Source organism: Pontibacter chitinilyticus, assembly GCF_039748935.1.
Taxonomy (GTDB): Bacteria; Bacteroidota; Bacteroidia; order Cytophagales; family Hymenobacteraceae; genus Pontibacter; species Pontibacter chitinilyticus.
Genome location: NZ_JBDIZJ010000004.1, coordinates 55,579 through 78,131, shown reverse-complemented (window position 1 = coordinate 78,131; position 22,553 = coordinate 55,579). Strand labels below are relative to the sequence as shown.

At 51.6% G+C, this 22,553-nt stretch carries 18 protein-coding genes; 7 read left to right on the top strand and 11 right to left on the bottom strand.

Annotation, left to right across the window (positions count from 1 at the left end; genetic code table 11):
- Nucleotides 1–57: 57 nt before the first annotated feature.
- The 6 genes from ABDW72_RS08495 to ABDW72_RS08470 form a co-directional block, all read right to left on the bottom strand.
- A complete protein-coding gene (locus tag ABDW72_RS08495) occupies nt 58–1,053 on the bottom strand; it encodes a c-type cytochrome (protein WP_347158114.1) in 996 nt (331 codons plus the stop codon).
- Between the two features lie 208 nt (nt 1,054–1,261).
- The gene (locus ABDW72_RS08490) at nt 1,262–2,917 is read right to left on the bottom strand and encodes a M16 family metallopeptidase (protein ID WP_347158113.1); all 1,656 of its coding nucleotides are present in this window, start codon (nt 2,915–2,917) and stop codon (nt 1,262–1,264) included.
- Between the two features lie 44 nt (nt 2,918–2,961).
- On the bottom strand, nt 2,962–4,317 hold the full coding sequence (locus ABDW72_RS08485) for a M16 family metallopeptidase (protein ID WP_347158112.1): 1,356 nt from the start codon (nt 4,315–4,317) through the stop codon (nt 2,962–2,964).
- A 333-nt stretch (nt 4,318–4,650) separates the two neighbouring features.
- The gene (locus ABDW72_RS08480) at nt 4,651–5,001 is read right to left on the bottom strand and encodes an ArsR/SmtB family transcription factor (RefSeq protein WP_347158111.1); all 351 of its coding nucleotides are present in this window, start codon (nt 4,999–5,001) and stop codon (nt 4,651–4,653) included.
- Between the two features lie 127 nt (nt 5,002–5,128).
- Nucleotides 5,129–5,545, bottom strand: a complete 417-nt coding sequence (locus ABDW72_RS08475; RefSeq protein ID WP_347158110.1) for a catalase-related domain-containing protein — start codon at nt 5,543–5,545, stop codon at nt 5,129–5,131.
- Nucleotides 5,546–5,819: 274 nt separating this feature from the next.
- Nucleotides 5,820–6,956 (bottom strand): BamA/TamA family outer membrane protein, encoded by a 1,137-nt coding sequence (locus tag ABDW72_RS08470; RefSeq protein ID WP_347158109.1) that lies wholly within the window; start codon nt 6,954–6,956, stop codon nt 5,820–5,822.
- Nucleotides 6,957–7,189: 233 nt separating this feature from the next.
- Between ABDW72_RS08470 and ABDW72_RS08465 the strand changes: the two genes are divergently transcribed.
- Together ABDW72_RS08465 and ABDW72_RS08460 are read left to right on the top strand one after the other, a co-directional pair.
- Complete coding sequence (locus tag ABDW72_RS08465) at nt 7,190–10,213, top strand: amidohydrolase family protein (protein WP_347158108.1); 3,024 nt, start codon at nt 7,190–7,192, stop codon at nt 10,211–10,213.
- A 145-nt stretch (nt 10,214–10,358) separates the two neighbouring features.
- Entirely contained in the window at nt 10,359–11,714 is a 1,356-nt protein-coding gene (locus ABDW72_RS08460) for an amidohydrolase family protein (protein WP_347158107.1), read from the top strand.
- A gap of 659 nt (nt 11,715–12,373) precedes the next feature.
- On the opposite strand, the gene ABDW72_RS08455 is transcribed toward ABDW72_RS08460, so the two are convergent.
- On the bottom strand, nt 12,374–14,176 hold the full coding sequence (locus ABDW72_RS08455) for a M61 family metallopeptidase (RefSeq protein WP_347158106.1): 1,803 nt from the start codon (nt 14,174–14,176) through the stop codon (nt 12,374–12,376).
- Nucleotides 14,177–14,467: 291 nt separating this feature from the next.
- Between ABDW72_RS08455 and ABDW72_RS08450 the strand changes: the two genes are divergently transcribed.
- Both ABDW72_RS08450 and ABDW72_RS08445 read left to right on the top strand, forming a co-directional pair.
- Nucleotides 14,468–15,439: a hypothetical protein gene (locus ABDW72_RS08450; RefSeq protein WP_347158105.1), complete on the top strand. Its 972-nt coding sequence runs from the start codon at nt 14,468–14,470 to the stop codon at nt 15,437–15,439.
- Between the two features lie 124 nt (nt 15,440–15,563).
- Nucleotides 15,564–16,043, top strand: coding sequence for an META domain-containing protein (locus tag ABDW72_RS08445; protein WP_347158104.1), 480 nt, complete (start codon nt 15,564–15,566; stop codon nt 16,041–16,043).
- Nucleotides 16,044–16,170: 127 nt separating this feature from the next.
- Here the strand turns inward: ABDW72_RS08445 and ABDW72_RS08440 are convergent, their stop codons facing one another.
- Together ABDW72_RS08440 and ABDW72_RS08435 are read right to left on the bottom strand one after the other, a co-directional pair.
- Nucleotides 16,171–16,575 (bottom strand): helix-turn-helix domain-containing protein, encoded by a 405-nt coding sequence (locus ABDW72_RS08440; RefSeq protein ID WP_347158103.1) that lies wholly within the window; start codon nt 16,573–16,575, stop codon nt 16,171–16,173.
- Between the two features lie 195 nt (nt 16,576–16,770).
- Nucleotides 16,771–18,357 carry a M28 family peptidase gene (locus ABDW72_RS08435; protein ID WP_347158102.1) on the bottom strand — a complete coding sequence of 529 codons (1,587 nt, stop codon included), beginning with the start codon at nt 18,355–18,357 and terminating at the stop codon, nt 16,771–16,773.
- Between the two features lie 281 nt (nt 18,358–18,638).
- On the opposite strand from ABDW72_RS08435, the gene ABDW72_RS08430 reads away from it, so the two are divergent.
- Nucleotides 18,639–19,175, top strand: coding sequence for a YceI family protein (locus ABDW72_RS08430; protein ID WP_347158101.1), 537 nt, complete (start codon nt 18,639–18,641; stop codon nt 19,173–19,175).
- 82 nt (nt 19,176–19,257) lie between these two features.
- Nucleotides 19,258–19,968 (top strand): pirin family protein, encoded by a 711-nt coding sequence (locus ABDW72_RS08425; RefSeq protein WP_347158100.1) that lies wholly within the window; start codon nt 19,258–19,260, stop codon nt 19,966–19,968.
- Between the two features lie 18 nt (nt 19,969–19,986).
- On the opposite strand, the gene ABDW72_RS08420 is transcribed toward ABDW72_RS08425, so the two are convergent.
- Nucleotides 19,987–20,865: a helix-turn-helix domain-containing protein gene (locus ABDW72_RS08420; protein ID WP_347158099.1), complete on the bottom strand. Its 879-nt coding sequence runs from the start codon at nt 20,863–20,865 to the stop codon at nt 19,987–19,989.
- A gap of 62 nt (nt 20,866–20,927) precedes the next feature.
- Entirely contained in the window at nt 20,928–21,311 is a 384-nt protein-coding gene (locus ABDW72_RS08415) for a DUF983 domain-containing protein (RefSeq protein WP_347158098.1), read from the bottom strand.
- 207 nt (nt 21,312–21,518) lie between these two features.
- Here ABDW72_RS08415 and ABDW72_RS08410 point away from each other — a divergent pair, with 207 nt between their 5' ends.
- Nucleotides 21,519–22,529 carry an endonuclease/exonuclease/phosphatase family protein gene (locus ABDW72_RS08410; protein ID WP_347158097.1) on the top strand — a complete coding sequence of 337 codons (1,011 nt, stop codon included), beginning with the start codon at nt 21,519–21,521 and terminating at the stop codon, nt 22,527–22,529.
- Nucleotides 22,530–22,553 lie beyond the last annotated feature (24 nt).

Sequence of the window (22,553 nt, the reverse complement as noted above, 5' to 3'; positions counted from 1 at the left end):
GCTACCTGAACGCCTTCAGGTAGCTTCTGTTTAAGTAGGTTGTAGGATGCAGCAGCCTTAAGAAGCAGCAGGGGCTGTATCAGGACCCGGTGTAAACTTCACCACTTTATTTTTTTCTGGTTTAAGGCTGTGCAGGTACTTGTAAATAGCGCGGAGGTCGCCTGCTTCCATGCCGCCATACATACTCCAGGGCATGAGCGTATTAAAGCCTTTTGGATCTACTTTGGGCGTATTGGCCGGATCGGTGAAGGACTTGAAGCGACTTACAAAAGCAGTCTCCGTCCAGTTGCCGATACCGGTTTCCTTATCAGGAGTGAGGTTGGCTGTGCGAAGTGTAGCTCCGTTTGGAAAGTGGAACTCGTTGCCTCCAGCCATGTACGCTCCCTTGTCGCCGGCTGTGTGGCAGTCGCTGCAGCCAGCTATTGTTACCAGGTATTTGCCTAGTGCTACTGAATCTTTCAGCACCGGCTCGGCAGCAAGCGTGGGGATGTTGCTGGGCATCGTACGTAAAAACAGGCTGACCGGGAAGTCCGGATCAGATGCCGGCACTTTGTTCTTGATTGGGCTTAACGTGCGGATATAAGCAACAATGGCATACGCATCTTCCTGCGACATTTGGCTGTAAGCTTTGTAAGGCATCATTGGGAACAGCGGATCACCGTTTCTGCTCACCCCGGAAGTGATGGCGCGGTAAACCTCACCATCTGTCCAAGCGCCTATACCAGACTCTTTGTCGCTGGTGATGTTTCTGGCGTAAAAAGTGCCGGGAAAGCCCAGCGAATGGTCGAACTTATCACCTCCTTTACCCATGGTTCCGGGCAGCGGCGGCGCTGTCAAACGCGACCAGTCGCGGGTAGAATGGCAATCAATACAAACAGCCACATGGTTAGCCAGGTATTCCCCGCGCTTTACCAGAATGGGTGTTTTAGCGATGGTGATCACCGGCGCCGCATCCACGTTCGGGAAAGCGTACTGCAGGTAAAGGACACCGGCTGCGACAGCGCCTACCAGCACCACCAGCACATAGCCTACAATTTTAGCTGCTTTTTTCATCGAAGTTCACGATATAAGATGTTGGAATGATGCTGGAAAGTTAAATAAAGATAATTGGGTAATATTAATAAATAGTATAACTAAATCAAACAGTAATATGCCCCATATTCTATTCTTTTTTAGCCGGAAGATGGCTGGAATTGGTAAATAGAGATAAAAAAGCCGCAGAGTTTTTCTGCGGCTTTTTTATCTGGTAATCAGCAGGTTGTTATTGAAACATATTCTTGCTGTCAATGATCTTCACGTCCTGCACATTCAGCTTATAAGAGGCAATCTCCGCATCTTCGGCGAGCACCTCCTGCGGCAGTCCTTCTTTCACCAGGTTAGAGTAGCTCATAGGTGAAGGCGTGTTGTTCAACAGTGATGCTTTTAAAGGCGCTGCTTCGCTGTCATCAGTTACAATGGTGACGAACATGTTCTGCGTGTCCCAGTATTTCTTCACGGCTTTGTTCACCTCCTCTACTGTCAGGTTAGCTAGCAACTGATCCATTTCTTTGATGTAATCCTGGCGGCCGTAAAAGCGGGAGTCCATCAGAAAACCCAGCTGTTTCTCCTCTGTCTGCACATACAGTTTCATGTAAGAGCGCAGGAACTTACGGGTCAGCTCAAAGTCCTCCTGGCTCATGCCGTTGTTGATGAGCTTATCTACCTCACGAAGGGCCAGTCGCAAAGCAAAGTGCGCATGCCCGATATTTATATCACTCAGCTCGCTGTACTGCTTTTTTAACCCTTCGCCAATCTGCACCGGCCTGATCCAAAGGGCAAAGTAGTTGGAGGTGCGGGGCACACCCGGATTCGGCAACTGGTAGCTGCCGCCGTTGTCATACCACTCAATGTAAGAGTAGTCGCCGTAGTTCATGGAGCGCGTCGTACGAATCTTGTCGTAGAGCTTGCCGTAGCTTTTGCGGTGCTCACCCAGGTAGGAGTTGGCCACCATCAGGGCAGCAAAGTCATCGGCAGAACGCGTTACGGGCATGGGAGAGCCGGTAAAGATGGCGGAGCCCAGGGCATTGTCTTTCTGGATAATCTCTACCTGCACGCCGTTTGGCTTGTTTGGTGCGCCTGCCACAGGTATGTTTGGTGTTACCTCTGATAGCTGCGCCATATCCGCCTGCAGCTTACGCATAAACTCAGGGCTATAATTGCCGGCAACCCCGATCATCAGGTTATTGCGTGTAAAAAAGTTGTGCCAGTGGGCCTTCACATCCTCCAGCGTAATATTTTTTACGCTAGCCGATTTCCCCTCCACCACATGCTGGTAATTGGTGCCGCGGAACAGCAAATCTTCGAGTGCTTTCTTGCTATACTCCTCGTCTGACGAGGCCCGGATCACCTGGTCAACATAGTTCTGTTGGTTGGCCAGCACGCGCTTAAAATCTTCCTCGGCAAAAGCGGGTGTTAGCAGTAGGCCGTGCACAATCGGGTAGAAATCAGTTAGCTTTTCGGCTGGTACCTCAAAGGTAAAGGTAGTTACTTCTTTGTCTACGTTGGCGTAATAGTTGGCCGCCCACGGAAAGATCTTGTCCTTTATCTGGGAAACGGTCATATCCTGTGTGCCGCTCTCCGTTATCATCTCGGCCGTAGTATAAGTCAGGCCTTCCTTGCCTTCCGGGTCCGATAGCGAGCCGTTTTTGAACATCAACTTGATGATCACTTTGTTTGATTGCGGGTTCGGCAGTTCCACAATTTTGCCAGGTCCAAAGGCAAGGTTAGCATCGTAAGGTACGCCTGCCGGAGGGGGCGTGGCTCGTGCCGTGGTATCAGCTACGGTTTCGTCGGTAGTTTGCCGGGATGCCTGCGGTTGCTGGGCACAGGAAACGATGGCAAACGCGACCGGCAGTATATAAGCAGCTATTCTTTTCATTTTATGATCTTCAGGTATAAATTTATACTTTGTTTCAGGATGGCTTATTTAACCGGCGAAGCGTCGGTAGGAGCGATGGTGCCCACTGTCAGCGTTTCGGTTTTGAAGTACTTTTTAGCAACGGCCATCAGGTCTTGTGCTGTGATAGTGTCGTACACTCCATAAATATTATTCAGCGACTCCGGGTTACCGGAAAGCCAGATGAAACGGCCGAGTGCATTGGCAATTGCATCGGGGCTGTCCATATTCATAGCAAAGGAATACTTGATGCGCGACTTGGTGTCTTCGATCTTCTGGGCATCCATCGGCTTGGTTTTGGCATCGTTCAGCGCCTTCATCAGCTCATCTTTCACATACTGCATATCCTTGGCATCCAGCAGCGAGGCCGACACAGCAATCAGGTTCGGGTCGCGGGAGAACTGCGGACCGCCGGCTATAAAGCGGGCTTTCTGCTCATCCACCACCAGCTTGCGGTACAGGTCAGAGTTCTCGGCAAACAGGATGGTGGTAAGTATGCTCAGCGCCGGCAGGTCTTTGTCTTTGTCAGAGAAAGCTGGTCCTTTGAAGTTGAGGCTCAGGTATGGCGGAAAATTTTCCTGCTTCACATGGGCAAAGCGGGTTTTGGTTTGCTTCGGCTCCGTTGGAATGTTGGCCTTGTAGTTGCCATGCTCCCACATGCCAAAGTATGCCTTTGCCAGCTTGTTCACCTGCTCCGGCGTTACATCGCCCACCACCAGTATGGTCGCATACTCGGGGCGGTAAAAGCGGTCGAAAAAGGTGAGAGAGTAGTCGTACTGGTTGGGCATATCCACCACATCATCAAAAAAGCCCATTGTGGTGTGCGCATACGTATGCTTGGTAAACGCTGTGCTGACAACTTTCTCATACAGTTGCTGGTAAGGGCTGGCGGAGTTCTTGGTATACTCGCCTTTCACGGCGCCAGCCTCCGTTTTAAAATCGTGCTCGCTATACTTCAGGTGCTGAAAACGATCCGCCTCAATCTCAAACATCTTGTCTAGCATATCGGCGTTGCCGGTCATGTAGAACATCGTGCGGTCGAGGGAAGTATTGGCGTTGGCCGAAGCGCCCATCGCTTTCATAATGTCGCCATAGGCTTCTTTGGAGTACTTATCGGTGCCCCGAAACATCATGTGCTCAAAAAAGTGGGCGAAACCGGTTTTGCCTTTCTCTACTTCTTCGCGCGAGCCGGCCCGCACCACAATGTAAAAAGAGGCCAGGCCGGGGCTGTTATACGGTACTGTCACCACATTTAGGCCGTTGTCGAGTTTTGTTTGATAAATGGGATTGGGAAGAATCTTCTTACCCGGGCTGTTCTGCGCCACACCTGTTGTAATGGCCAGCGCCAGTAGCAACAGCAAGGCTACAAATCTGTTTTTCATGAATCTGATTTAGTTGTTTAGATACTTGTACCCCCACGGCACTTAGCACAAAGTATAAATATAAGCATAAATGCTTTTAGGGACCAATTCTGCCTACCCTGCCTAGCCGATTCTCGACAAAGCAGCCGTTTCCATCGCCGAATTAAAGTAAAAGAGATGGAGGAAAATAGCCAGTGCCATGTATACGAAACGCCGGGCAGTGCTGCCGCTGCAGGAGACAACGGCAGCCGTTCAGGTAGGATGACTTACAGTATGTGTCTCCTCAGAGCGTCACTGGTAATAGGTAAGTATAGGTTCTTTGTGTTCTGCTGGGGCAGTTTGCCTGAAATTTGGCTATAAGATTCTGCTGCTGTTTATGTAGCTGATCAGGTCCGGAACAGCGGCATCAATCAGGAAGTAGTACACGTTCTTGCCTTCCCGTTGGGTGCCAACCACGCCTTTATCGCGCATGTTGGTCAGGTGGTGCGACAGCAGCGACTGCTCGATCTGAAGTGCATCCTGGAGGGTGCTAACGGTGAGGCGTTCCTGCTGCTGTAAAAGATCGATAATGCTGATGCGTACCGGGTGTGCAATACACTTCAGCACATAAGCGGCTTTTTCAAGCTTCTTTCGGTCTATGCGTACTTTTAGCGGGCTCATGTTATCCTCCTCTTTCCGTCTTAGTATACATGAACGTTTTTTCATGTATACTACTAGCAGTACAATTTTTAGATGGCCGTAGTTCCCCGCCTGTAGGTGCCGGAAGCGCAAAAAACAGCGCCGGTAACTTACTGGCGCTGTTTCAGCGGTTAAAAGAAGGAAGAATTGAACGCTAGTTCAGGGAAATTGCTGCGGCATGCTGGCTAATATCTATGCCCAAACCTTGTGCTATACGCAGGCCAAGCGAAATGTCGGCACGGAAGAAGTGGCACAATTGGCGGTTGATGATCTCGGCACGTTTCGGACCGTTGATGCCGCTCATGGCGTTCACGATGTTCTGGATGGTGGCAGTTTTCTGTTCCGGCGTCACCAGGCGGAACAGGTTGCCGGGCTGGGTGTAGTGGTCGTTCTCGCCTGCATCGTTGCGGTCGAACCAATCGGCCAGCACGCTTTCTCCCAGCTTCTCGTGCAGAATGTAGTCCTGCAGCAGGATTGGGCCGCGCGGACCAGCAGTCTGGCTGTTTTCGTGTTCGTAGTATGGTCTGCCCGACGCAGTGGTCAGGCGGGTGTTCTTTTCGTGGTCGCTCATGGTGCGGTACGTTTGAAAGCTATTGAATTCCTGTTTCAAAAGTACCGGGCCGCGGTTTATCAATCGAATTGAGAGTATTTATGGCTTTATAGGTGTGTTCTCTGATGTGCCATAAAGTATAAGTATAGCAGAAGCTTAGGAGCAGTTAAATGTTTCTCCCTGTGGCGCAAGTGTCCGCTCATGCTTACTAGATCCAGGTAGGATACAGAGTATGGCCAAGCTCGAACAGGCCGCAACTTTTGCCTTCAGAGAACAGCAAAGTAGGAGTGCAATACTAAAACGCTTCGCCAATTACCACATAAAAGTTAGAGCCCTGGCTGCCGTAGCCCAGGTCGAAACGCAGGTTCAGCTTTTGCTCAGCATTCAGGGCATAGCGCAGCCCGGAGCCGATGGAGTATTTGAGGGTGCTGAAATGTACATCTGAGGTCTTGTGGAACACATCGCCTACACCCGCAAAAGCAGCCAGTCCCAACCTGCGGTAGAGCGGGAAGCGGTATTCTACTTGCGTGCCGGCAAAGTTATCGTCCAGAAAGCGGTTGCGGGCATAGCCACGCAGGATCTTATCGCCCCCGGCGGCAGAAAGGCGCATGATGGGCACCTGCCCTTTGTTCAGGTTCATGACCGTGTTGAACGCCAGCACCCGAGCCGGACGCAGCGTCACAAACTTGCTGAAATTCAGGTTCAGGCTCTGGTAGTTGAACTCGCCGCCCAGTGCTTTGCCAAAGCCGTAAGCCGAAGCTTCAAACAACATGCCGCTGCTGGCAAAGGCCGTATTGTCGCGGGTATCTACCAAAAACACCACGCCCAGCCCGCTGTTTGTGCCTCCTTTGTAGCCGGCGATGTGCTGTGTTTGCAGAATGCTTTCACGGCCTTCGCTGATCGAGTCGAGCTGCAGGTGGTAATAGTGCGTGAGCTGGTAGTCAAGCCCCAGAAAGGTATGGCCGCCCAGGTTCTTCAGCCCTGCTAATTTCGCACCCACCAGCGAGTACGTATACTTGCCTTCATCAGCATCCGGGGTATGGTTGCCAAGACCATAAAAGCGGTCCGTATACTTGCGGTGGCGCAATTCGCCGCGAAGCAAAAACCTTTCTTCGCGGGTAAACAAATTCCACTCTAGCTCCTGATCCATTTGCTTGTTCAATGTATAATCTGCCAGCACGCGGGCCGTAGAGAGCCGGGTGTAAGTGGAGTCGGTCTTGCTCCTGAGCCGGAGGTAGCCAATAGCAGCGGCGCCAAAGCCCAGCCGGGTATCAGGCGTATAGTAAAGGACAGGTATAGGTATAATCCCTTTTATGTTTCCCGATGTGGCCGAGAGCGAATCAGAAGAGAAAGTCATAGCAGCTGCATGGGTATCAGGTGCACCCAATAACAACCAACCGCCAAGCAGGACCAGGAGTACGACTTTTTTCATAGAAGTTTGGATTGGTGGTTACTTGTTTTAAACTTTAAGTGTCTGTAGATCATTAGAATACTATTAAAATAGATGACATTTTACAACGAAATATAAGTGCTTATTCTTTCAGAAACTATGCTTTGGCTAGGGAGGGCTAAAAATGTGCTATGGCGTTGGCTTATCTGCCTGGCGATGCTTACATTTGGTTAGTATAAACTAAGCTAATCAACCTTATTCACTAATCTTTACAGATGAAGAAAGTCCTTACCATTGCAGCTTTTCTCGCACTAGGGGCGGGGGGCGTAATGGCGCAGAACACCTTTCCGCGCAACGGCGTGTATGATGAGCGCTCCGGCCTGGTCGCCTTCACTAACGCCACCATTCATACCGACTATAAAACCACTATCCCGAACGCCACGCTCCTGATCCGCAATGGCCAGGTAGAGGCCGTGGGCACTGGCCTGAAAATCCCGGCGGGCGCGGTAGTGATCGACGCCAAAGGCAAGCACATTTACCCCGGCCTGGTGGACATGTTCAGCACCTATGGCTTGCCCGAGGTAAAAGAGCCGGCCAGGAGCTGGGACAGCGCTCCGCAAATGGAGTCGGACAAAGAAGGTGCCTATAGCTGGAACCAGGCTATCCGGCCGGAGACCAATGCCGTGGAGCTATTCAAAGTAGACCCGAAGGCGGCGGAAGAACTGCGCAAGCTGGGCTTTGGTACCGTGCTGGCGGTGTACCGCGACGGCATCGCTCGCGGCACGGCCACACTGGTAACACTGGCTGACGAGCGCGAGAACAAGGTGGTGGTGCTCGACAAAGCCGCCAACGCTCTCTCCTTTGACAAAGGTTCCTCGACGCAGGATTACCCGAGCTCGCTGATGGGCGCCGTGGCGCTGCTGCGCCAGACCTACCTGGATGCGCAGTGGAATGCCAACAACCCGACCAAGGAGCAAAACATCTCCCTTAAAGCTTTTGCCGAGGACAACAAGTACCCGCAGATTTTTGAGGCCGATAACAAAATGAACGTGGTGCGCGCCGATAAGGTGGGCGATGAGTTCGGCAAACAGTACATCATCAAAGGCAACGGCGACGAGTACCAGATGCTGCAGGAGGTGAAAGCCACCAATGCCCCGCTCATCCTTACGGTAAATTACCCGGATGCCTACAACGTGGAAGATCCTTATGATGCGCGCCGCGTGTCTTACGCCGATATGAAGCACTGGGAAATGGCCCCGGTCAATGCGGCCATGCTGCAAAAGGCAGGCGTTACCTTTGCTTTCTCCGCTGCTGACCTGAAGGACAAGAAGAACTTTTTGCCCAACGTGCGCAAAGCTATCCAGTATGGCCTGCCGGAGCAGGAAGCGCTCAAAGCCCTCACCGCCACCCCAGCCCAGCTGCTGCACGCCGACAATAAGATCGGCAGCCTGGACAAAGGCAAGCTGGCTAACTTCATCATCACCTCCGGTAACCTGTTTGCCGAAGATAACCTGATCCTGGAGAACTGGGTGCAGGGCCATCAGTATAAAATTACCGAAGCGCCAACCGACTACCGGGGCGTGTATACATTAAAAGTAGGCAACGAGCCCGAGCGCAAACTGCTGATTGCTGGTATGGCCGAAAAGCCGGAGCTGAAGGTGATCGCCCAGGATACTGTGAAAGGCAAGATCAGCTTTAACAACAACCTGGTGACGCTCTCTTTTGACAAGAGCAAGAAAGACAAAGAATCTATCCGCCTGAGTGGCTGGCTGGCCGAGAAGAACATGCAGGGCGAAGGCCAGTTGCCGGATGCTTCTACCGTGAAATGGACCGCCACCTTCTCGCAGGCCATGACAGAGAAAGCGAAAAAAGACAGCGCCAAAACCACCGAGCCGGTGCAGATCGGGCAGCTCATCTACCCCTTTGCCGCCTATGGCCAAACAGGGCTGCCGAAGCAGGAAACGGTGCTGATCAAAAACGCCACTGTCTGGACAAATGAAAAAGAAGGAAAGCTGGAGCATGCCGACGTGCTCATCCAGAATGGCAAGATTGCGCAGGTAGGCAAGAACCTGAATGCGAAGGATGCTAAAGTGATCGACGGCACAGGCAAACACCTCACGCCCGGCATTATCGACGAGCACTCGCACATTGCTTTGGACGACGTGAACGAAGGCACCCAAGCCGTGACGGCGGAAGTGCGTATGTCGGATGTGCTCAACTCCGAGGACGTGAACATTTACCGCCAGCTGGCCGGTGGCGTCACCACAGCACAGCTGTTGCATGGCTCTGCCAACCCCATCGGTGGCCAGTCGGCCCTGGTCAAAATGCGCTGGGGTAAAAGCCCGCAGCAAATGCTGGTGGAGAATGCCGACGGCTATATCAAGTTTGCGCTGGGCGAGAACGTGAAGCAGTCGAACTGGGGCAGCAAGCAAACGGTGCGCTTCCCGCAGTCGCGCATGGGTGTGGAGCAGGTATACGTGGACGCCTTTACCCGTGCCAAAGAGTATGAGCAGGCCTGGAAGGACTATAACAACCTGTCCAAGCGCCAGCAGGCCAAAACCACCGCGCCCCGCCGCGACCTGGAGCTGGAGACGCTGGTAGAGATCCTCAACAAGAAGCGCTTCATCACCTGCCATTCTTACGTGCAGTCCGAGATCAACATGATGATGAAGGTGGGCGACGAGATGGGCTTTAAGGTGAACACCTTCACCCACATCCTCGAAGGCTACAAAGTGGCTGATAAGATGGCGGCCCGTGGTATTGGTGCCGGTACTTTCTCGGACTGGTGGGCCTATAAAATGGAGGTGAAAGACGCTATCCCTTACAACGCCAACATCCTGAGCGAGCAGGGCGTGGTGACCGCCATCAACTCCGACGATGCCGAGATGGCCCGCCGCCTGAACCAGGAAGCGGCCAAGAGCGTGAAGTATGGCGGCATGAGCGAGGAGGATGCCCTGAAACTGGTGACCCTGAACCCCGCCAAACTGCTGCACCTGGACAACCGCATGGGCAGCATCAAGCCGGGCAAAGACGCCGACCTGGTGCTGTGGACCAACCACCCGCTTTCTGTCTATGCCAAGCCGGAGAAGACCTTCGTGGACGGCATCGCCTACTACGATCTGCAGCGCGACGAGCAGCTGCGCGAAAACATGGAGAAAGAGCGCATGCGCCTGGTGCAGAAAATGCTCAACGAGAAAGCCGGAGGCGCCAAAACGCAGCAGCCCGTGAGCAAAAAAGTGCACGTGGTGGACTGCGACGAAGTGGAGCAGACCCAGGAGGAATCATATCTGGCTTATTAATTTGATTGTTAATTGTTAAATGGCTGGATTGTTATATTGTTTATTTGGGGAGCAAGCAACGCTGGAAGATTTTAACTCCCAATGTAGAGCAACGGATAAATAATAATCGACAACCAGCAATCAACAATAAAAGACTTCGAGGAAAATGAAAATCAATAAAAGATACATTGGCGCACTAGTGGCTCTGATGCTGAGTGTTCCGGCCATGGCGCAGGTGCCCGCCCCGGCTCCCAAGCAAAGCAAACCGATCCTGCTGAAAGGCGCGACCCTGCACGTGGGTAACGGTACGGTGATTGAGAACGCCGCCGTGGGTTTTGACAACGGCAAGATCACCTATGCAGGTCCGCAGAGCGGCGCCAGCCTGAGCGGCTACGAGGTAGTGGACGTAACCGGGCAGCACATTTACCCGGGCCTGATCCAGCCGAACTCCGGTTTGGGTTTGAACGAGGTGGAAAGCGTGCGCGCCACCATTGACTGGCGCGAGGTAGGGGAGTTTAACCCGAACGTGCGCTCGGTGGTCGCCTACAACACCGACTCCGACATCATCCCGACCATCCGCACCAACGGCGTGCTGATGACGCAGCTCACCCCGATCGGCGGTACCATCTCCGGCTCCTCCTCCGTGGTGCAGTTGGACGCTTGGAACTGGGAGGACGCCATTGTGAAAGCCGACGAGGGGATACACCTCAACTGGCCGCGTATGCTCATGCCCACCGGCAATGCGGAACGCGACAAGCGCCTGGCCAAAATGCAGGAGCAGCGCGACCAGACGCTGACGGAGCTGACCACGATGCTGCGCGACGCCGCGGTTTACAAAGCGGGCCAGCACGACGCGGAGAACCTGAAACTGGCGGCGCTGGCGGGCTTGTTCGACGGCTCCAAAACGCTGTACCTGCACGCCAACTATGCCAAGGAGATCCTGGAGGGCATTAACTTCGCCAAGCAGGCAGGCGTGAAGAAGATTGTGCTGGTAGGTGGTGGCGATGCCCTGGCCGTGGCCGATTTCCTGAAGCAAATTAACATCCCGGTGATCTACTCCGGCGTGCACGCCCTGCCCTCGCGCGACGAGGAGGACGTGGACATGCCCTACAAGATGCCATACCTGCTGCAGAAGGCCGGGCTGCTGGTGGCCCTGGACTATGACCTGAGCATCCACGGCACCCGCAACCTGCCGTTCATCGCCGGCACCGCCGCCGCCTATGGCCTGGACAAAGAGCAGGCGCTGGCCGACGTGACACTGAACACCGCCAAAATCCTGGGCATCGACAAGCAGGCCGGTTCGGTGGAAGTAGGTAAAGACGCCACGCTGGTGGTGTCAAAAGGTGATTTGCTGGACATGCGCACCAACGACGTGACCGAAGCCTTTATCCAGGGCCGCAAGCTGGACCTGAACAACAAGCAGAAGTACCTCTACCACAAGTTTGAAGACAAGTATAAAGCGCAGAAAAATGCCGCGCCTGCTGCAGCATCTAAAACGGCTGCCACTTCTGCTGGCAATTAAGCTACAGTTGTCAGAGCACTGAAAGCTGCTGGTTCAGAAATGGATCAGCAGTTTTTTGTTTATGTTCTTTTCTGTTGCAGCATTATACCTGGTCATACTTATCTGCTGATTACTCTTCTCCTTTAGTTTTATTCAGGTTATACTTGGTAGGGGCTGTTTTATACTTTAGCTAACAACTTATCCTTGCTTGCTGCTGTTTTTTACAGTTCCGGGTCCAACTACCCCTGCCCCTCAGAGCTACCGTTCGCAAGCTTCAAACTCGCGTTCTCGCTTGTCTAAGGCGGGGGGCTTTACATACTACGGGTTCTTTCTTCCTTGTTTTCTCTTTCCTGCCATCTTGAAAGATTATTGGTTGAAGGCTTATTAGCCTCAACTATAAAGCTTCTATCTCAACTTAAGCAAAGGCTGGATTCCCCTCGCGGAGGGGTTAGGAAGTGGGTTCAGAAATAGCCACAGCTACAAAGCCAACACTTCTCCAAAGTTACTACACCCCTGCCCCTCCTTGGATAAGGAGGGGCAGGGGTGGTTGGACTTGGCACTGCACAAACGGACACCCTTAACACCTTTCTTAGGAAATAGTAGCCTGTTGTAAAAAGAAAACCCCTGACCAAAGGCCAGGGGGCTCAGTAAGGATATGATTAAACAAACAACTTTCTTGCTTACATGTTTCGCAGCCAGCTCGCGCGGAGCGCCAGTTGCTGTGGCGTCGCCTGCGGATCAGGGGTGAAAACATGTTTCTGTTCTTCTTCGCGTTGCAGCACGGTCGTAATCACCTGCTTTTGTTCGCCGTTGCGCAACACGGTATACTTGATTTTGTCGCCGGGTTTGGCTGCTGCTAATTTCTTCAGTTCCTGCTGTGCATTCTGCAGTGTAACGGGTACGCCGTCTTTCGCTACCAAACGATCCTGGTTTTGTAGTCCACCTTGGGAAATCTCATCATCCACCTGCACAAAGGTGATAGCACCATCTCCTGTCACGGTAAAGTCGTAGCCCAGGAAAGGCTTTTGCACGCCAGATTTTACCAGCGGCTGGTAGTTGATGCCCAGTTTATTATAGTACTCGGCAATGGGCAGCGGCTCGGCGCCTTTCACGTAGCGGTTAAAAAAGTCGCCGATCTCGGGGTAAGTTTTGGCCGTGAAGATGTCGAAGAACTCATTCTCCGGAAACGCTTTTTTCGGGCCATACTCTTTAGAGAGTTCATTGATCACCTCGCGCAGGCCACGCTTGCCACCAGATAGTTCCAGCAAACGGATGTCGAGGAGGGCAGCAGTTAAAGCACCACGGTTGTAGATGTTGCCGTACTGTTTCTGCCCTTCGGGGGTATAGGAGGTCAGGGCCAGCTTCTGCAGGCTGTAGTTTGGGTCCATGCGGTCGTTGTAGTACAGCTTGGCCTGCAAGTCGGCGAGGTAGGTGGGCAGGTCGATGAGATTGTTGCGCAGTTGCATCATGTCGGAGGCCCACTCCGTTGTGCCCTCATACAGCCACAGGTGCTGCGATGGAGTCGGCGTTACAAAGTTGAATTGCTCGATGATCTCGCTGTGGATGTTAAGCGGGGTGATCACATGGAAGAACTCGTGTGAGGCGACATCCGAAATATGATGCGCGAACTCCGGCGTTAAGGGTTTCTCGCGAAATACGTACTCCGAACTATAGGAGTGCTCCCAGGCGCCCATCTCCTGGTCTTCGAAATGATACAGGAACGTATAACGGTTTACCGGAAAATCCACCACAAACTTGTTCGCGGCCTCCAGCATATCCGTCATGTTCGCCATCAGGTCCTTAGACTTGATTTCTCCGGTTTTGGAATAAGTATAAATATCAACGGTGGTGCCTTTGAACTTGCTTTCAGCTTTGGTTAGCGTGCCGGCAAGTATAGGCGAGTCTACCACTTTATCGTAGTTCTCAGCTACGTAGTAACCTTTGTCGTCCTGCTGCAGCGCGGTGCCTACCAGCCAATTCTGCGGGTACTCCAGCTTTACGCGCAGCGGGGTAGCCTGCAGTCCTTTCAGGTAACCGAACACGCCTTGCCCATTGATGAGCGCATGGTCCTGCTCCAGCGAGGTGCCGCACATCAGGTATACTTTATTTTTATCTACTTCGGTGTCCCAGGTCTCGGCAATACGGTAGCTGATCTTACGGACTTTTTCCGGCTTGCTCAGCTGCCACTGATTGGTGCTGATCTGCTTTGTTTCCAGCTCGCGCCCTTTTTTGTCGTAGGCTTTAAACTCACGCACGTAACGGCCAATGTCCATGGTCTGGTAGGTACCTGGCGCGGTGGCGGCAAACTGAAACACATCGTTTTCTTTTTTCAGCCCTTTTACATCGAGCGTTACTTTAAACTGATCATCGGCCCTGTCGTTCAGGTTTACCAGGTACGTCAGTTCAGGCCCTTTGCTAGCTTCAGCGGCAGGAGAAAGGGAAAGCAGCGCACATAAACCTAAGGCTGCGGACAGGATTTTCATAGATTGGAACGGCTTATCAAATTTCCGGCAAAGTATGAAACAGTGTCACTTTTCGCTAATGAAATAGATGAACACCCCAAACATCTCGACGGAAACGGGAAATCTGAAAAAGACAGTGCTTTCTATGCGGCTCCTTGGTACAGTGTTGCGGCTGTACTGCGGTAAAAGTGCGTCTTGATGAGCTTGTAACGGGCTGCTGCCAGCAGATGTGTCAACGCGGCGGGCTTATCTTCGTTTATACCTATAGTGAGTATAAAACTTATAGTGAGTATAAAACTTAAAAACAGAACTATGGAAAGAGACGACCGATATTACAGAAACGAAAGCTACAGAAGAGACAATACCAATCGCCAGCAAGGCAGAGAGGGAAATGCCGGAGAGCATTTGTCGAACTATCAGAGCCGCTATCAGAATCACGGCAACTACTACGGCATGCCCGATACCAATCATGAGTATGAGGATGTGCGAACTACGCGCGGCGCAGTGTTTGGCAACAGTACACCCGGGCCGATGCAACGCACCAGCAGGAACGAGGCCGACCAGTATGGCCCCAGCAGCAACAGCCAGCATAACGACAACAGTTCAGGCCGTTGGGATGACCAGCGCAGCTCTTATCGCTCCCAGGGAGACAGCAACTATAACTCCGGTTCTTCCTCGTATGGTAACCAGGGCACGTCCCGCCATCAGAACCGCGACAACCATTACCGCTACGGCGACCCGAACCCGTACATGGGCGGCTATGAGCAAACGCGCGGCACCGGTTGGGAGCGCGACAGTTCCGGCGCTTACCGGGGCAGCTTCAGCACTGGCAACAGGAACAATGACAATTCTTACGACCGCCAGGACAACAGCTACCAGAGCGGTGGCCGTGGCCGGCGTTATAGCGACTATGGCCGCGACGAGCAACGCAGCTATAACCCCGGTAGTGTAGATGCCTACAACGACCGCTCAGACTTTGGCTATAGCCGCTCTGATAACGACTTCGGAAGACGCCAGTACCGCGACAACAGTTTCTATAACAGCAATAGGAACAACGACGAGCTGCAGCGCGGCGAAATACGCGATTCCGGAAGCAGCAACCGCGATGACAACTATGCCACTGGCCTTTATTCTTCCAACCGCTCGTACGTGAGTGATCATGATGATAACAACCGTGATTTCTCACATGGCAGTAGCAAAGTTGGGCGGCGACATGCTTCAGGGCCAAACTATAACTACGAATCCCCGATTAGTGGCCAGACAAAGAGCGGCAGCTTGCGTTAAGCCGTAAGTAAAATACAAAAGCCCGCAGCACTTGCTGCGGGCTTTTAATTTGCGTTGCCCATTTTTTGCCTTTCATACAAGTATAAGCAGCGTATACAGGCACTTATTTATACATCGAAATTTTATGTCAACACCAAAATTCTTGCTTGCCATTGGGGTACTAATGGCACTTTTAATTGCTTCCTGCACCGTAAAACCTAAAAACCTGGCTTCGGAAGTTTATACTTTCAAAGATGCTTACTGGATGCTGATGTCAGTAGAAGGGCAGAGCCCGCAGGCACCCAACAATACCAAAACTGCCTACATCCGTTTTGAAGAAAATGACAATGATGTACACGGCTTTACCGGCTGCAATAAGTTTTCGGGTAAGTATGAGGCTGATCCGGAGCGGAGTAAACTGACGATGAACAGTTTGTCGGCCACAGAAGTAGCGTGCCCTAATGCTGATACGGAGAACAAACTCATGCAGGTACTGCAAAACGTAGACTCCTACCGCATCTCTGATAACATACTCACCCTTTATGTAGGCAATAAAGCTGTTGCCACATTTATGACCGGCACAGAACGCAGCATCGACAACGAAGTAAAGGATGAACTGCACTAGGCACCTTCTGAACTTTTGCCTCAACGCCGGTATAGCTGGCACCTATACTTTTCCTGATCTGAGCAATACGCCGCAAGGTTTTACAGTGGCAGTAAGGCCGGTGAGCAACAGGTTCGGGAGGTATATTTTAGTGTGATGTTTTCAGCAACAGCTCGTTGAATTTCTCTAGCAGGGCAATGTACTTGCGCTGCAGGGTGAGTAGTTCCGTTTCGCATTCTTTCATGCTGTTCGGCTTCTGAATTTCTGCCGGCTCTGTATCAAAAGGCAGCAGCAGGTTATTGTTCTGAGGCGTTTGAGGTGTCTTTACCTCTTTCTTTACAGTTTTACTCAAATGCGGGAATTCTTGTGAGAAGTCGTGGTGAATTACCTCCCCAATACGCAGGATAAAACTATACGGAATAGTAGTTTCCTTGAACTTGTTGTACAAGGTTTTGCGGCTTACTCCCAGCTTCTCGGCTACTACGCCAATTGCCACGCCACTTGCCTTAATGGCCTCTTTTATGATCTCTCCTCTGTGTACGGATCCTTTCATGTTGCTTCAGCACGTCATCAATCTGTGTAAATCAGGTTTGCTTTACAAAAATAGGTAATTAGGATGTATCTTGTGTGTAGGTGTGCTGATTTTATACACATAAGTGTAAGTGTAGTTTTGGTTGTAGCTGCTGATACAAGTATAAGCTATTGAGAAGTAGCAATTTACCTGCATGAGATAGCCTGTTGCCCAAAGCTATTTTGAGAAAACATCGCCTTTGTTCCAGGTAGGCCGCTCCGGCTGCTGCGCCACCAGGTACCCGATCAGGAAGTTGAGTTGCGCATACTTCTTACCCGCATTAAAGTCGAAAAGGCCCTTTATGTCGTCCTGCGGTTTGTGGTAGTAGGTCGCACGCCATTCCTTCACCAATGCGTCCAGGTTGTTCCGGCCATCAGCTGTTTTGTTGCCATACTTGATGTGGAGCGCCGGAATGCCCTGTTTGATAAAGCTGTACTGGTCGCTGCGCACAAAACGGTTCTGCTCCGGCTCGGGGTCGGCTTCGATATCCAGCCCAAGGTAACCGGCCGCCTGTTGCACCTGCTCTGCCAGCGAAGAGTGGTCGGCACCTAGTGGCACTACCGACAGGAGCGGGGCAATGATGGTGGGCATATCTGTATTGATATCGGCCACTATGTTGTGCAGCGGCACGGTTGGGTGGCTGTTAAAGTAAGCTGATCCCAGCAGGCCCATTTCTTCGCCGGTCACCAGCAGCAACAATATGGAACGCTTTGGCTTTTGCTTCAGGCTGGTATAGGCTTTCGCAATCTCCAGCAGGCTGGCTACGCCCGAGGCATTATCATGGGCTCCGTTGTAAATAGAGTCGCCGTTTACGGGTTTGCCGATGCCCAGGTGATCCAGATGGGCGCTATGCACCACGTACTCCTGCTGTAGCTGCGGGTCAGCGCCTTCAATCTTCCCGACAAGGTTATAGCTTTCGATATCCGTGTAGCGGGAGTGATACGTGGCACTTAGCGTTACAGGAAGCGGTATAGATGCCGGAACACCGCTTTTGAGCGAAGCAGTAACTTTATCCAACTCCAGGCCTGCCTGGCGGAGGTATTGCACAAAAACTTCGTTCGTAACCATGGCCAGCAGTTTTACCTGCGCAGAAGTATAATACCCCGAAACAGCCACTTCGCCTGCTGGCGTCAGCACACTGTAAATGCCGTGCTCCAGGTCAGGCAGACCAACTCCTGGATTGGTGCTCCCGACCAGAACACCCACTGCCCCATGCGCCGCAGCTGTTTTTAGAATGGTCAGCATATCTTTGCTGGATGCGGCAAGCGAAGAGGAGAAACTTGCCGGGGCACCGCGCATCACCAGTACAATTTTGCCTTTCGCATCCAGCCTTTCGTAATCATCATAGCCCAGTTCCGGCGCACTGATGCCATAGCCGGCAAATACCAGCGGCGCCTCTACCGTTACCTGCGCTTCGGCCGGGTTGGGCAGTATGATAAACTCCTGTCCATACGTCAGAGTGCTGCTGTCTTTACTGCGCAGGGTAGCATTGTTGTCGGTGATGGCCTTGCGCAGCTTTACGGTTTGCAGGTAAGTATTGTCTTCGCCGGCAGGCTGCACACCCAGTTTCCGGAACTGTTTTGCCACATAGTTTACCGCCAGCTGGTAGCCTGGTGTACCCGGCTGGCGCCCCTGCAGCTTGTCGTCAGCCAAGTATTGAATGTGCGCTTTCAAGTCGGGTGCTTCTATTTTTTTCAAGGCTTTGGCGACCTGTTTGTTCCCCTGGAGCGCCTGTGGCAGGGCATGTTGCGCTAGCAGTATCATACTTAGGAGAAGTAGCAGTGGAGTTATTTTCATGTATAAATAAGTGGCGTAAACTATTTTAGAAAAAACAAGGCCTAATATACGTGTTTAGCGCCTTACCACAGCCATACTACAACTCTAGTGCAGTTAATTTATAGCTGTGCGAAACTATTTAGGAGGGAATCGTACATATATGTACGTACATTAATTTATTTCTCCGGTTTTCTTCCGATACTTTCGTCAGCAGCACAGCTACGGCGGCTGAAAATCTTTTATCTATCACAAACAAAATTCATAATCTTATGGCTAACACAAAATGGAAAATTGACCCGACCCACAGTGAGGTTCAGTTCAAGGTAAAGCACCTGATGATCACGACCGTAACTGGCTATTTTCAGAAGTTTGACCTGGAAGTGGAAACAGAGGGCGACGACTTTGATACTGCTTCTAACATTGTTTTCACAGCCGACATCGACTCGATCAACACCAACAATGAGCAGCGCGATACGCACCTGAAGTCGCCGGATTTTTTTGACGCGCAGAACCATGACAAACTCAAGTTTGTAGGCAAGAGCTACGAAAAAACAGGTGACGACGAGGGCAAGCTGCACGGGGAACTGACCATCCGCGAAACAACCAAGCCGATAACGGTGAACGTGGAGTTCGGTGGCATTGTGGTAGACCCATACGGCCAGACAAAGGCTGGCTTCACGGTAAGCGGCAAGATCAACCGGAAAGATTTTGGCCTTACCTGGGATGCTGTGACAGAAGCCGGAAGTGTGGTGGTGAGCAACGAAGTGAAGCTGCAAGCTGAGATACAACTGGTTAAACAGGGCTAGAGCGATCCAAATACAAGAGCCAGCTGCTAAGGCAAAACAGCTGGCTCTTTTTATATATACTTTTCAGTAGAAAGAAATCGCCATGAAATCAAAACTTTTTAAAGCCGATGAACGCGGACTGAAAGACATTGGCTGGCTGCAAAGCCACCTGACCTTCAGCTTTTCGGGGCACTACGACCCGGAGCGGGCAGGATTTGGCTTGCTGCGCGTGTTTAACGATGACTTTGTGGCGCCAGAAAATGGGTTTGGCCTGCACGCGCACATGAACATGGAGATTATTTCGGTAATGCTGGCCGGCAGTATGAACCACAAAGATACTATGGGCTACACCGAGGTGGTGACCAAAGACTGGGTGCAGATCATGAGTGCTGGCAGCGGTATCCGCCATGAAGAACACAATGTAGGCAGTGAGGAAGTTAACTTTCTGCAGCTCTGGATCGAGCCGAAGCTACAGAATATTACACCCCGTTACCAGCGCCGCTACTTCCCTGAGGCGCAGCGAAAAAATAAACTGGTAACCATCGTGAGCAACGAAGAAGGGCAGGGGCACTGCTGGATCAATCAGAATGCCAAACTGTCGTTGGGGTACTTTGACGCCGGGCAGCAAGTGGCGTATACCTTAAACCCGACGAACAAATGCGTCTTTGTTTTTGTGATTGACGGCCAGCTGCAGGTAAATGAAATTCCGTTGCCTCAGCGCGATGGGCTGGGACTTTGGGAAACGAACCAAATAATGATTAACTGCACCTCAGAGAGTCGGTTTATACTTATTGAAGCTCCGATCAACCACTAAAAGCAAGTATAGGCTACGTTACTTATTGGCTGCCCTGAACTGTTCCGGCGTTTGCCCGATGTGCTTTTTGAAGAACCGCGAAAAGTAGGAGTTGTCGAAATAACCCAGTTCAGCGGCTACCTGCGAAACAGTCAGGTGCGAATGAACCAGGAGCCTGCGTGCTTCCAACAATACCCTGTCCTGTACCAGTTCGGTGATGGTTTTGCCCATGATGCGCTTGCCCGTGTCGTTTAGCTGCTTGGCGGTGAGGTGCAGCTTTTCAGCATAAAACGAAACGGGTTTGTGCTCGCGGTAGTGCTGATCTACCAAACTTTCCAGATCGTGCCACTGCGCCAACCCGGTTAAAATGATGCCGTTCGTGGTGTTTTGTGCCTGGTACTGCCGCATCAGCAAAATCAGCAGAATATCCAGGTAATCCCGAAGCATATCATTCTTTTGCGCCAACTGTCCTGCGTGCTCCTGTTCTATACTTTGGATAATTCCGATCAACTGCATTTGTTCAGCCGCCGCTACTTCTAAGTATGGCCGGTGCAGCAAAGCACTGAAAAAAGGAAAGCTGTATAGTTTTTTGTGCGGATGCCCTAACGCATAAAACTCCTGCGAAAAGAACATAATATACCCCTCTGTGTCGGTGGAAAGCTGCCAATGGTGTACTTGCCCCGGGCTGAGAAAAAAGACCGTATTGGGCCTTACCGGATAAGAGACAAAGTCAATGGTGTGTGTGCCGGAGCCGTTGGTAAGCAGCAGCAGGATAAAAAAGTTGTGCTTGTGCGGCCGCTGTATAAACTGGTGCGCCTGCAGGTGATCAGAAAATCGATTAAAGTAAAAGTACTGGCCGTGTGGGTCTTGCCTGTTAAAGTCCTGGATTCGGAATATGGGAAGATGCTTGTCGGGCATGCGCTACTTGCTGTTGAGGAGCTAAGTTACGCATTCGCTTTTTAACGACAAGTGTGGAAAGGCTAGTGTACCGGCGGCCCTTTATACCCGATAAAGAAGTTTATCCAGATGGCCCTGGAGAGCCTGAAAATTGGTGGCGTTAGCAGGAGTAGCACAACCGTCAGCGACACAATAAAAGCTGTCATTGTTACTTCATCCATGATCAGGTCCAGCAACAGCCACATGCCTAATACAATAGCCGTTGTGATGCCGTAGCTCACAAACATGGCGCCATAATAATAGCCTGGTTCCGGCTCATACGTTTGCCCGCAAACGTCGCAGTGTTCCTTCATGTCCGCGAATTTACTGGGACTATACAAAGTGCCTTTCGGAAATAAATCACCTTCGTGGCACCGCGGACATTTCATGTTCACGACACTATACAACCTGCTCTCTTTCCAGCTCATCTTATACTTGTGTTAGGTATACTATACTGCAAAAGTAAGTCATAGGGATGGGTTTTTATGGGATAAAGCAGACAGAGTATAGGACAAATTATTTGTTCCTGCTCCTGCTTCGAAAACATAAAAGCGGCCGTTTTGCGTAAGACCCACAACAGGGAGCAGGCACAGGTATACTGCTTTAATCAACTGCTAACCCTCTAACCATAAAGTATGATCCGAAAAATACTAGTTTACCTGTTTGTTACAGCTGCGACACTCTGTATCCTGATAACGATGGCATCGCTGTTGTATAACACACAGCTATGGTTCCTGAAAGTGCTCGACTTCCCGAGGGAGCAGACGCTGCTGGCCTGCTTCATTTGCCTGTTAGGTTTCGTGGCGCTGAACCGGCGCTGGTCTGGTGCGGCCATCCTGTTGGTGGTTGGCCTTGTAACAGCGACAGCGCTCCAGGCTTACATCATACTTCCCTATACATCCTTCTGGCCAAAGGCCGCTCCTTCAGCAACAGTATCAGGGCCAGCAGCTAGAGCCCATTCATTTAGCCTGATGATTTCAAATGTATGGATGAAGAACCGGAATGCAGCCGGGTTGCTGCACCTGGTGGAAAAGACGGACCCAGATATCGTGCTGGCCATGGAAACAAACCAGTGGTGGGCCAACCAACTGGCGCCCCTGAAAAAGCGCTATCCCTATACTATTCTTTACCCACTGCCGAATACCTATGGCATGATGCTCTACTCTAAGCTGCCCCTGCGGGCCAGCCATATCCGTATCCTGCAGCAGGACTCGGTACCCACCTTTGATACGGAGGTGCAGCTGCCTGATGGCCGGCGGTTTAAGTTATATGCCGTGCATCCGGTGCCGCCTGTTCCCAGCCCCTACCCGGACAATGTAGGCGAGCAGGAGCATAAAGAAGTTACCTTGCTGAAAGTGGGGGAGATAGTAGCCCGCGATACACTGCCCACCGTCGTTGCAGGTGATTTCAACGATGTGGCCTGGTCGAATACCTCCAGGCTCTTTGGGCAAACAAGTAAGCTGCACGATGTGCGGATTGGAAGAGGATTTTACAACACCTTCAATGCGCTCTCTTTCTTCAAACGCTGGCCACTGGATCAGATCTATGCCGCCGCTCCTTTTCAGGTGCAGGAGTTGGAAAGGTTGCCCAAGTATGGCTCCGATCATTTCCCGATGTACGTAAAGTTGGTGCTGCCACAGCGTTAGTGTCACGATAGCCGTGCTGCCGTT

Coding starts and splice junctions, on each gene's coding strand:
- ABDW72_RS08495 (WP_347158114.1), bottom strand. CDS start 1,053: ATGAAAAAAGCAGCTAAAATTGTAGGCTATGTGCTGGTGGTGCTGGTA.
- ABDW72_RS08490 (WP_347158113.1), bottom strand. CDS start 2,917: ATGAAAAGAATAGCTGCTTATATACTGCCGGTCGCGTTTGCCATCGTT.
- ABDW72_RS08485 (WP_347158112.1), bottom strand. CDS start 4,317: ATGAAAAACAGATTTGTAGCCTTGCTGTTGCTACTGGCGCTGGCCATT.
- ABDW72_RS08480 (WP_347158111.1), bottom strand. CDS start 5,001: ATGAAAAAACGTTCATGTATACTAAGACGGAAAGAGGAGGATAACATG.
- ABDW72_RS08475 (WP_347158110.1), bottom strand. CDS start 5,545: ATGAGCGACCACGAAAAGAACACCCGCCTGACCACTGCGTCGGGCAGA.
- ABDW72_RS08470 (WP_347158109.1), bottom strand. CDS start 6,956: ATGAAAAAAGTCGTACTCCTGGTCCTGCTTGGCGGTTGGTTGTTATTG.
- ABDW72_RS08465 (WP_347158108.1), top strand. CDS start 7,190: ATGAAGAAAGTCCTTACCATTGCAGCTTTTCTCGCACTAGGGGCGGGG.
- ABDW72_RS08460 (WP_347158107.1), top strand. CDS start 10,359: ATGAAAATCAATAAAAGATACATTGGCGCACTAGTGGCTCTGATGCTG.
- ABDW72_RS08455 (WP_347158106.1), bottom strand. CDS start 14,176: ATGAAAATCCTGTCCGCAGCCTTAGGTTTATGTGCGCTGCTTTCCCTT.
- ABDW72_RS08450 (WP_347158105.1), top strand. CDS start 14,468: ATGGAAAGAGACGACCGATATTACAGAAACGAAAGCTACAGAAGAGAC.
- ABDW72_RS08445 (WP_347158104.1), top strand. CDS start 15,564: ATGTCAACACCAAAATTCTTGCTTGCCATTGGGGTACTAATGGCACTT.
- ABDW72_RS08440 (WP_347158103.1), bottom strand. CDS start 16,575: ATGAAAGGATCCGTACACAGAGGAGAGATCATAAAAGAGGCCATTAAG.
- ABDW72_RS08435 (WP_347158102.1), bottom strand. CDS start 18,357: ATGATACTGCTAGCGCAACATGCCCTGCCACAGGCGCTCCAGGGGAAC.
- ABDW72_RS08430 (WP_347158101.1), top strand. CDS start 18,639: ATGGCTAACACAAAATGGAAAATTGACCCGACCCACAGTGAGGTTCAG.
- ABDW72_RS08425 (WP_347158100.1), top strand. CDS start 19,258: ATGAAATCAAAACTTTTTAAAGCCGATGAACGCGGACTGAAAGACATT.
- ABDW72_RS08420 (WP_347158099.1), bottom strand. CDS start 20,865: ATGCCCGACAAGCATCTTCCCATATTCCGAATCCAGGACTTTAACAGG.
- ABDW72_RS08415 (WP_347158098.1), bottom strand. CDS start 21,311: ATGAGCTGGAAAGAGAGCAGGTTGTATAGTGTCGTGAACATGAAATGT.
- ABDW72_RS08410 (WP_347158097.1), top strand. CDS start 21,519: ATGATCCGAAAAATACTAGTTTACCTGTTTGTTACAGCTGCGACACTC.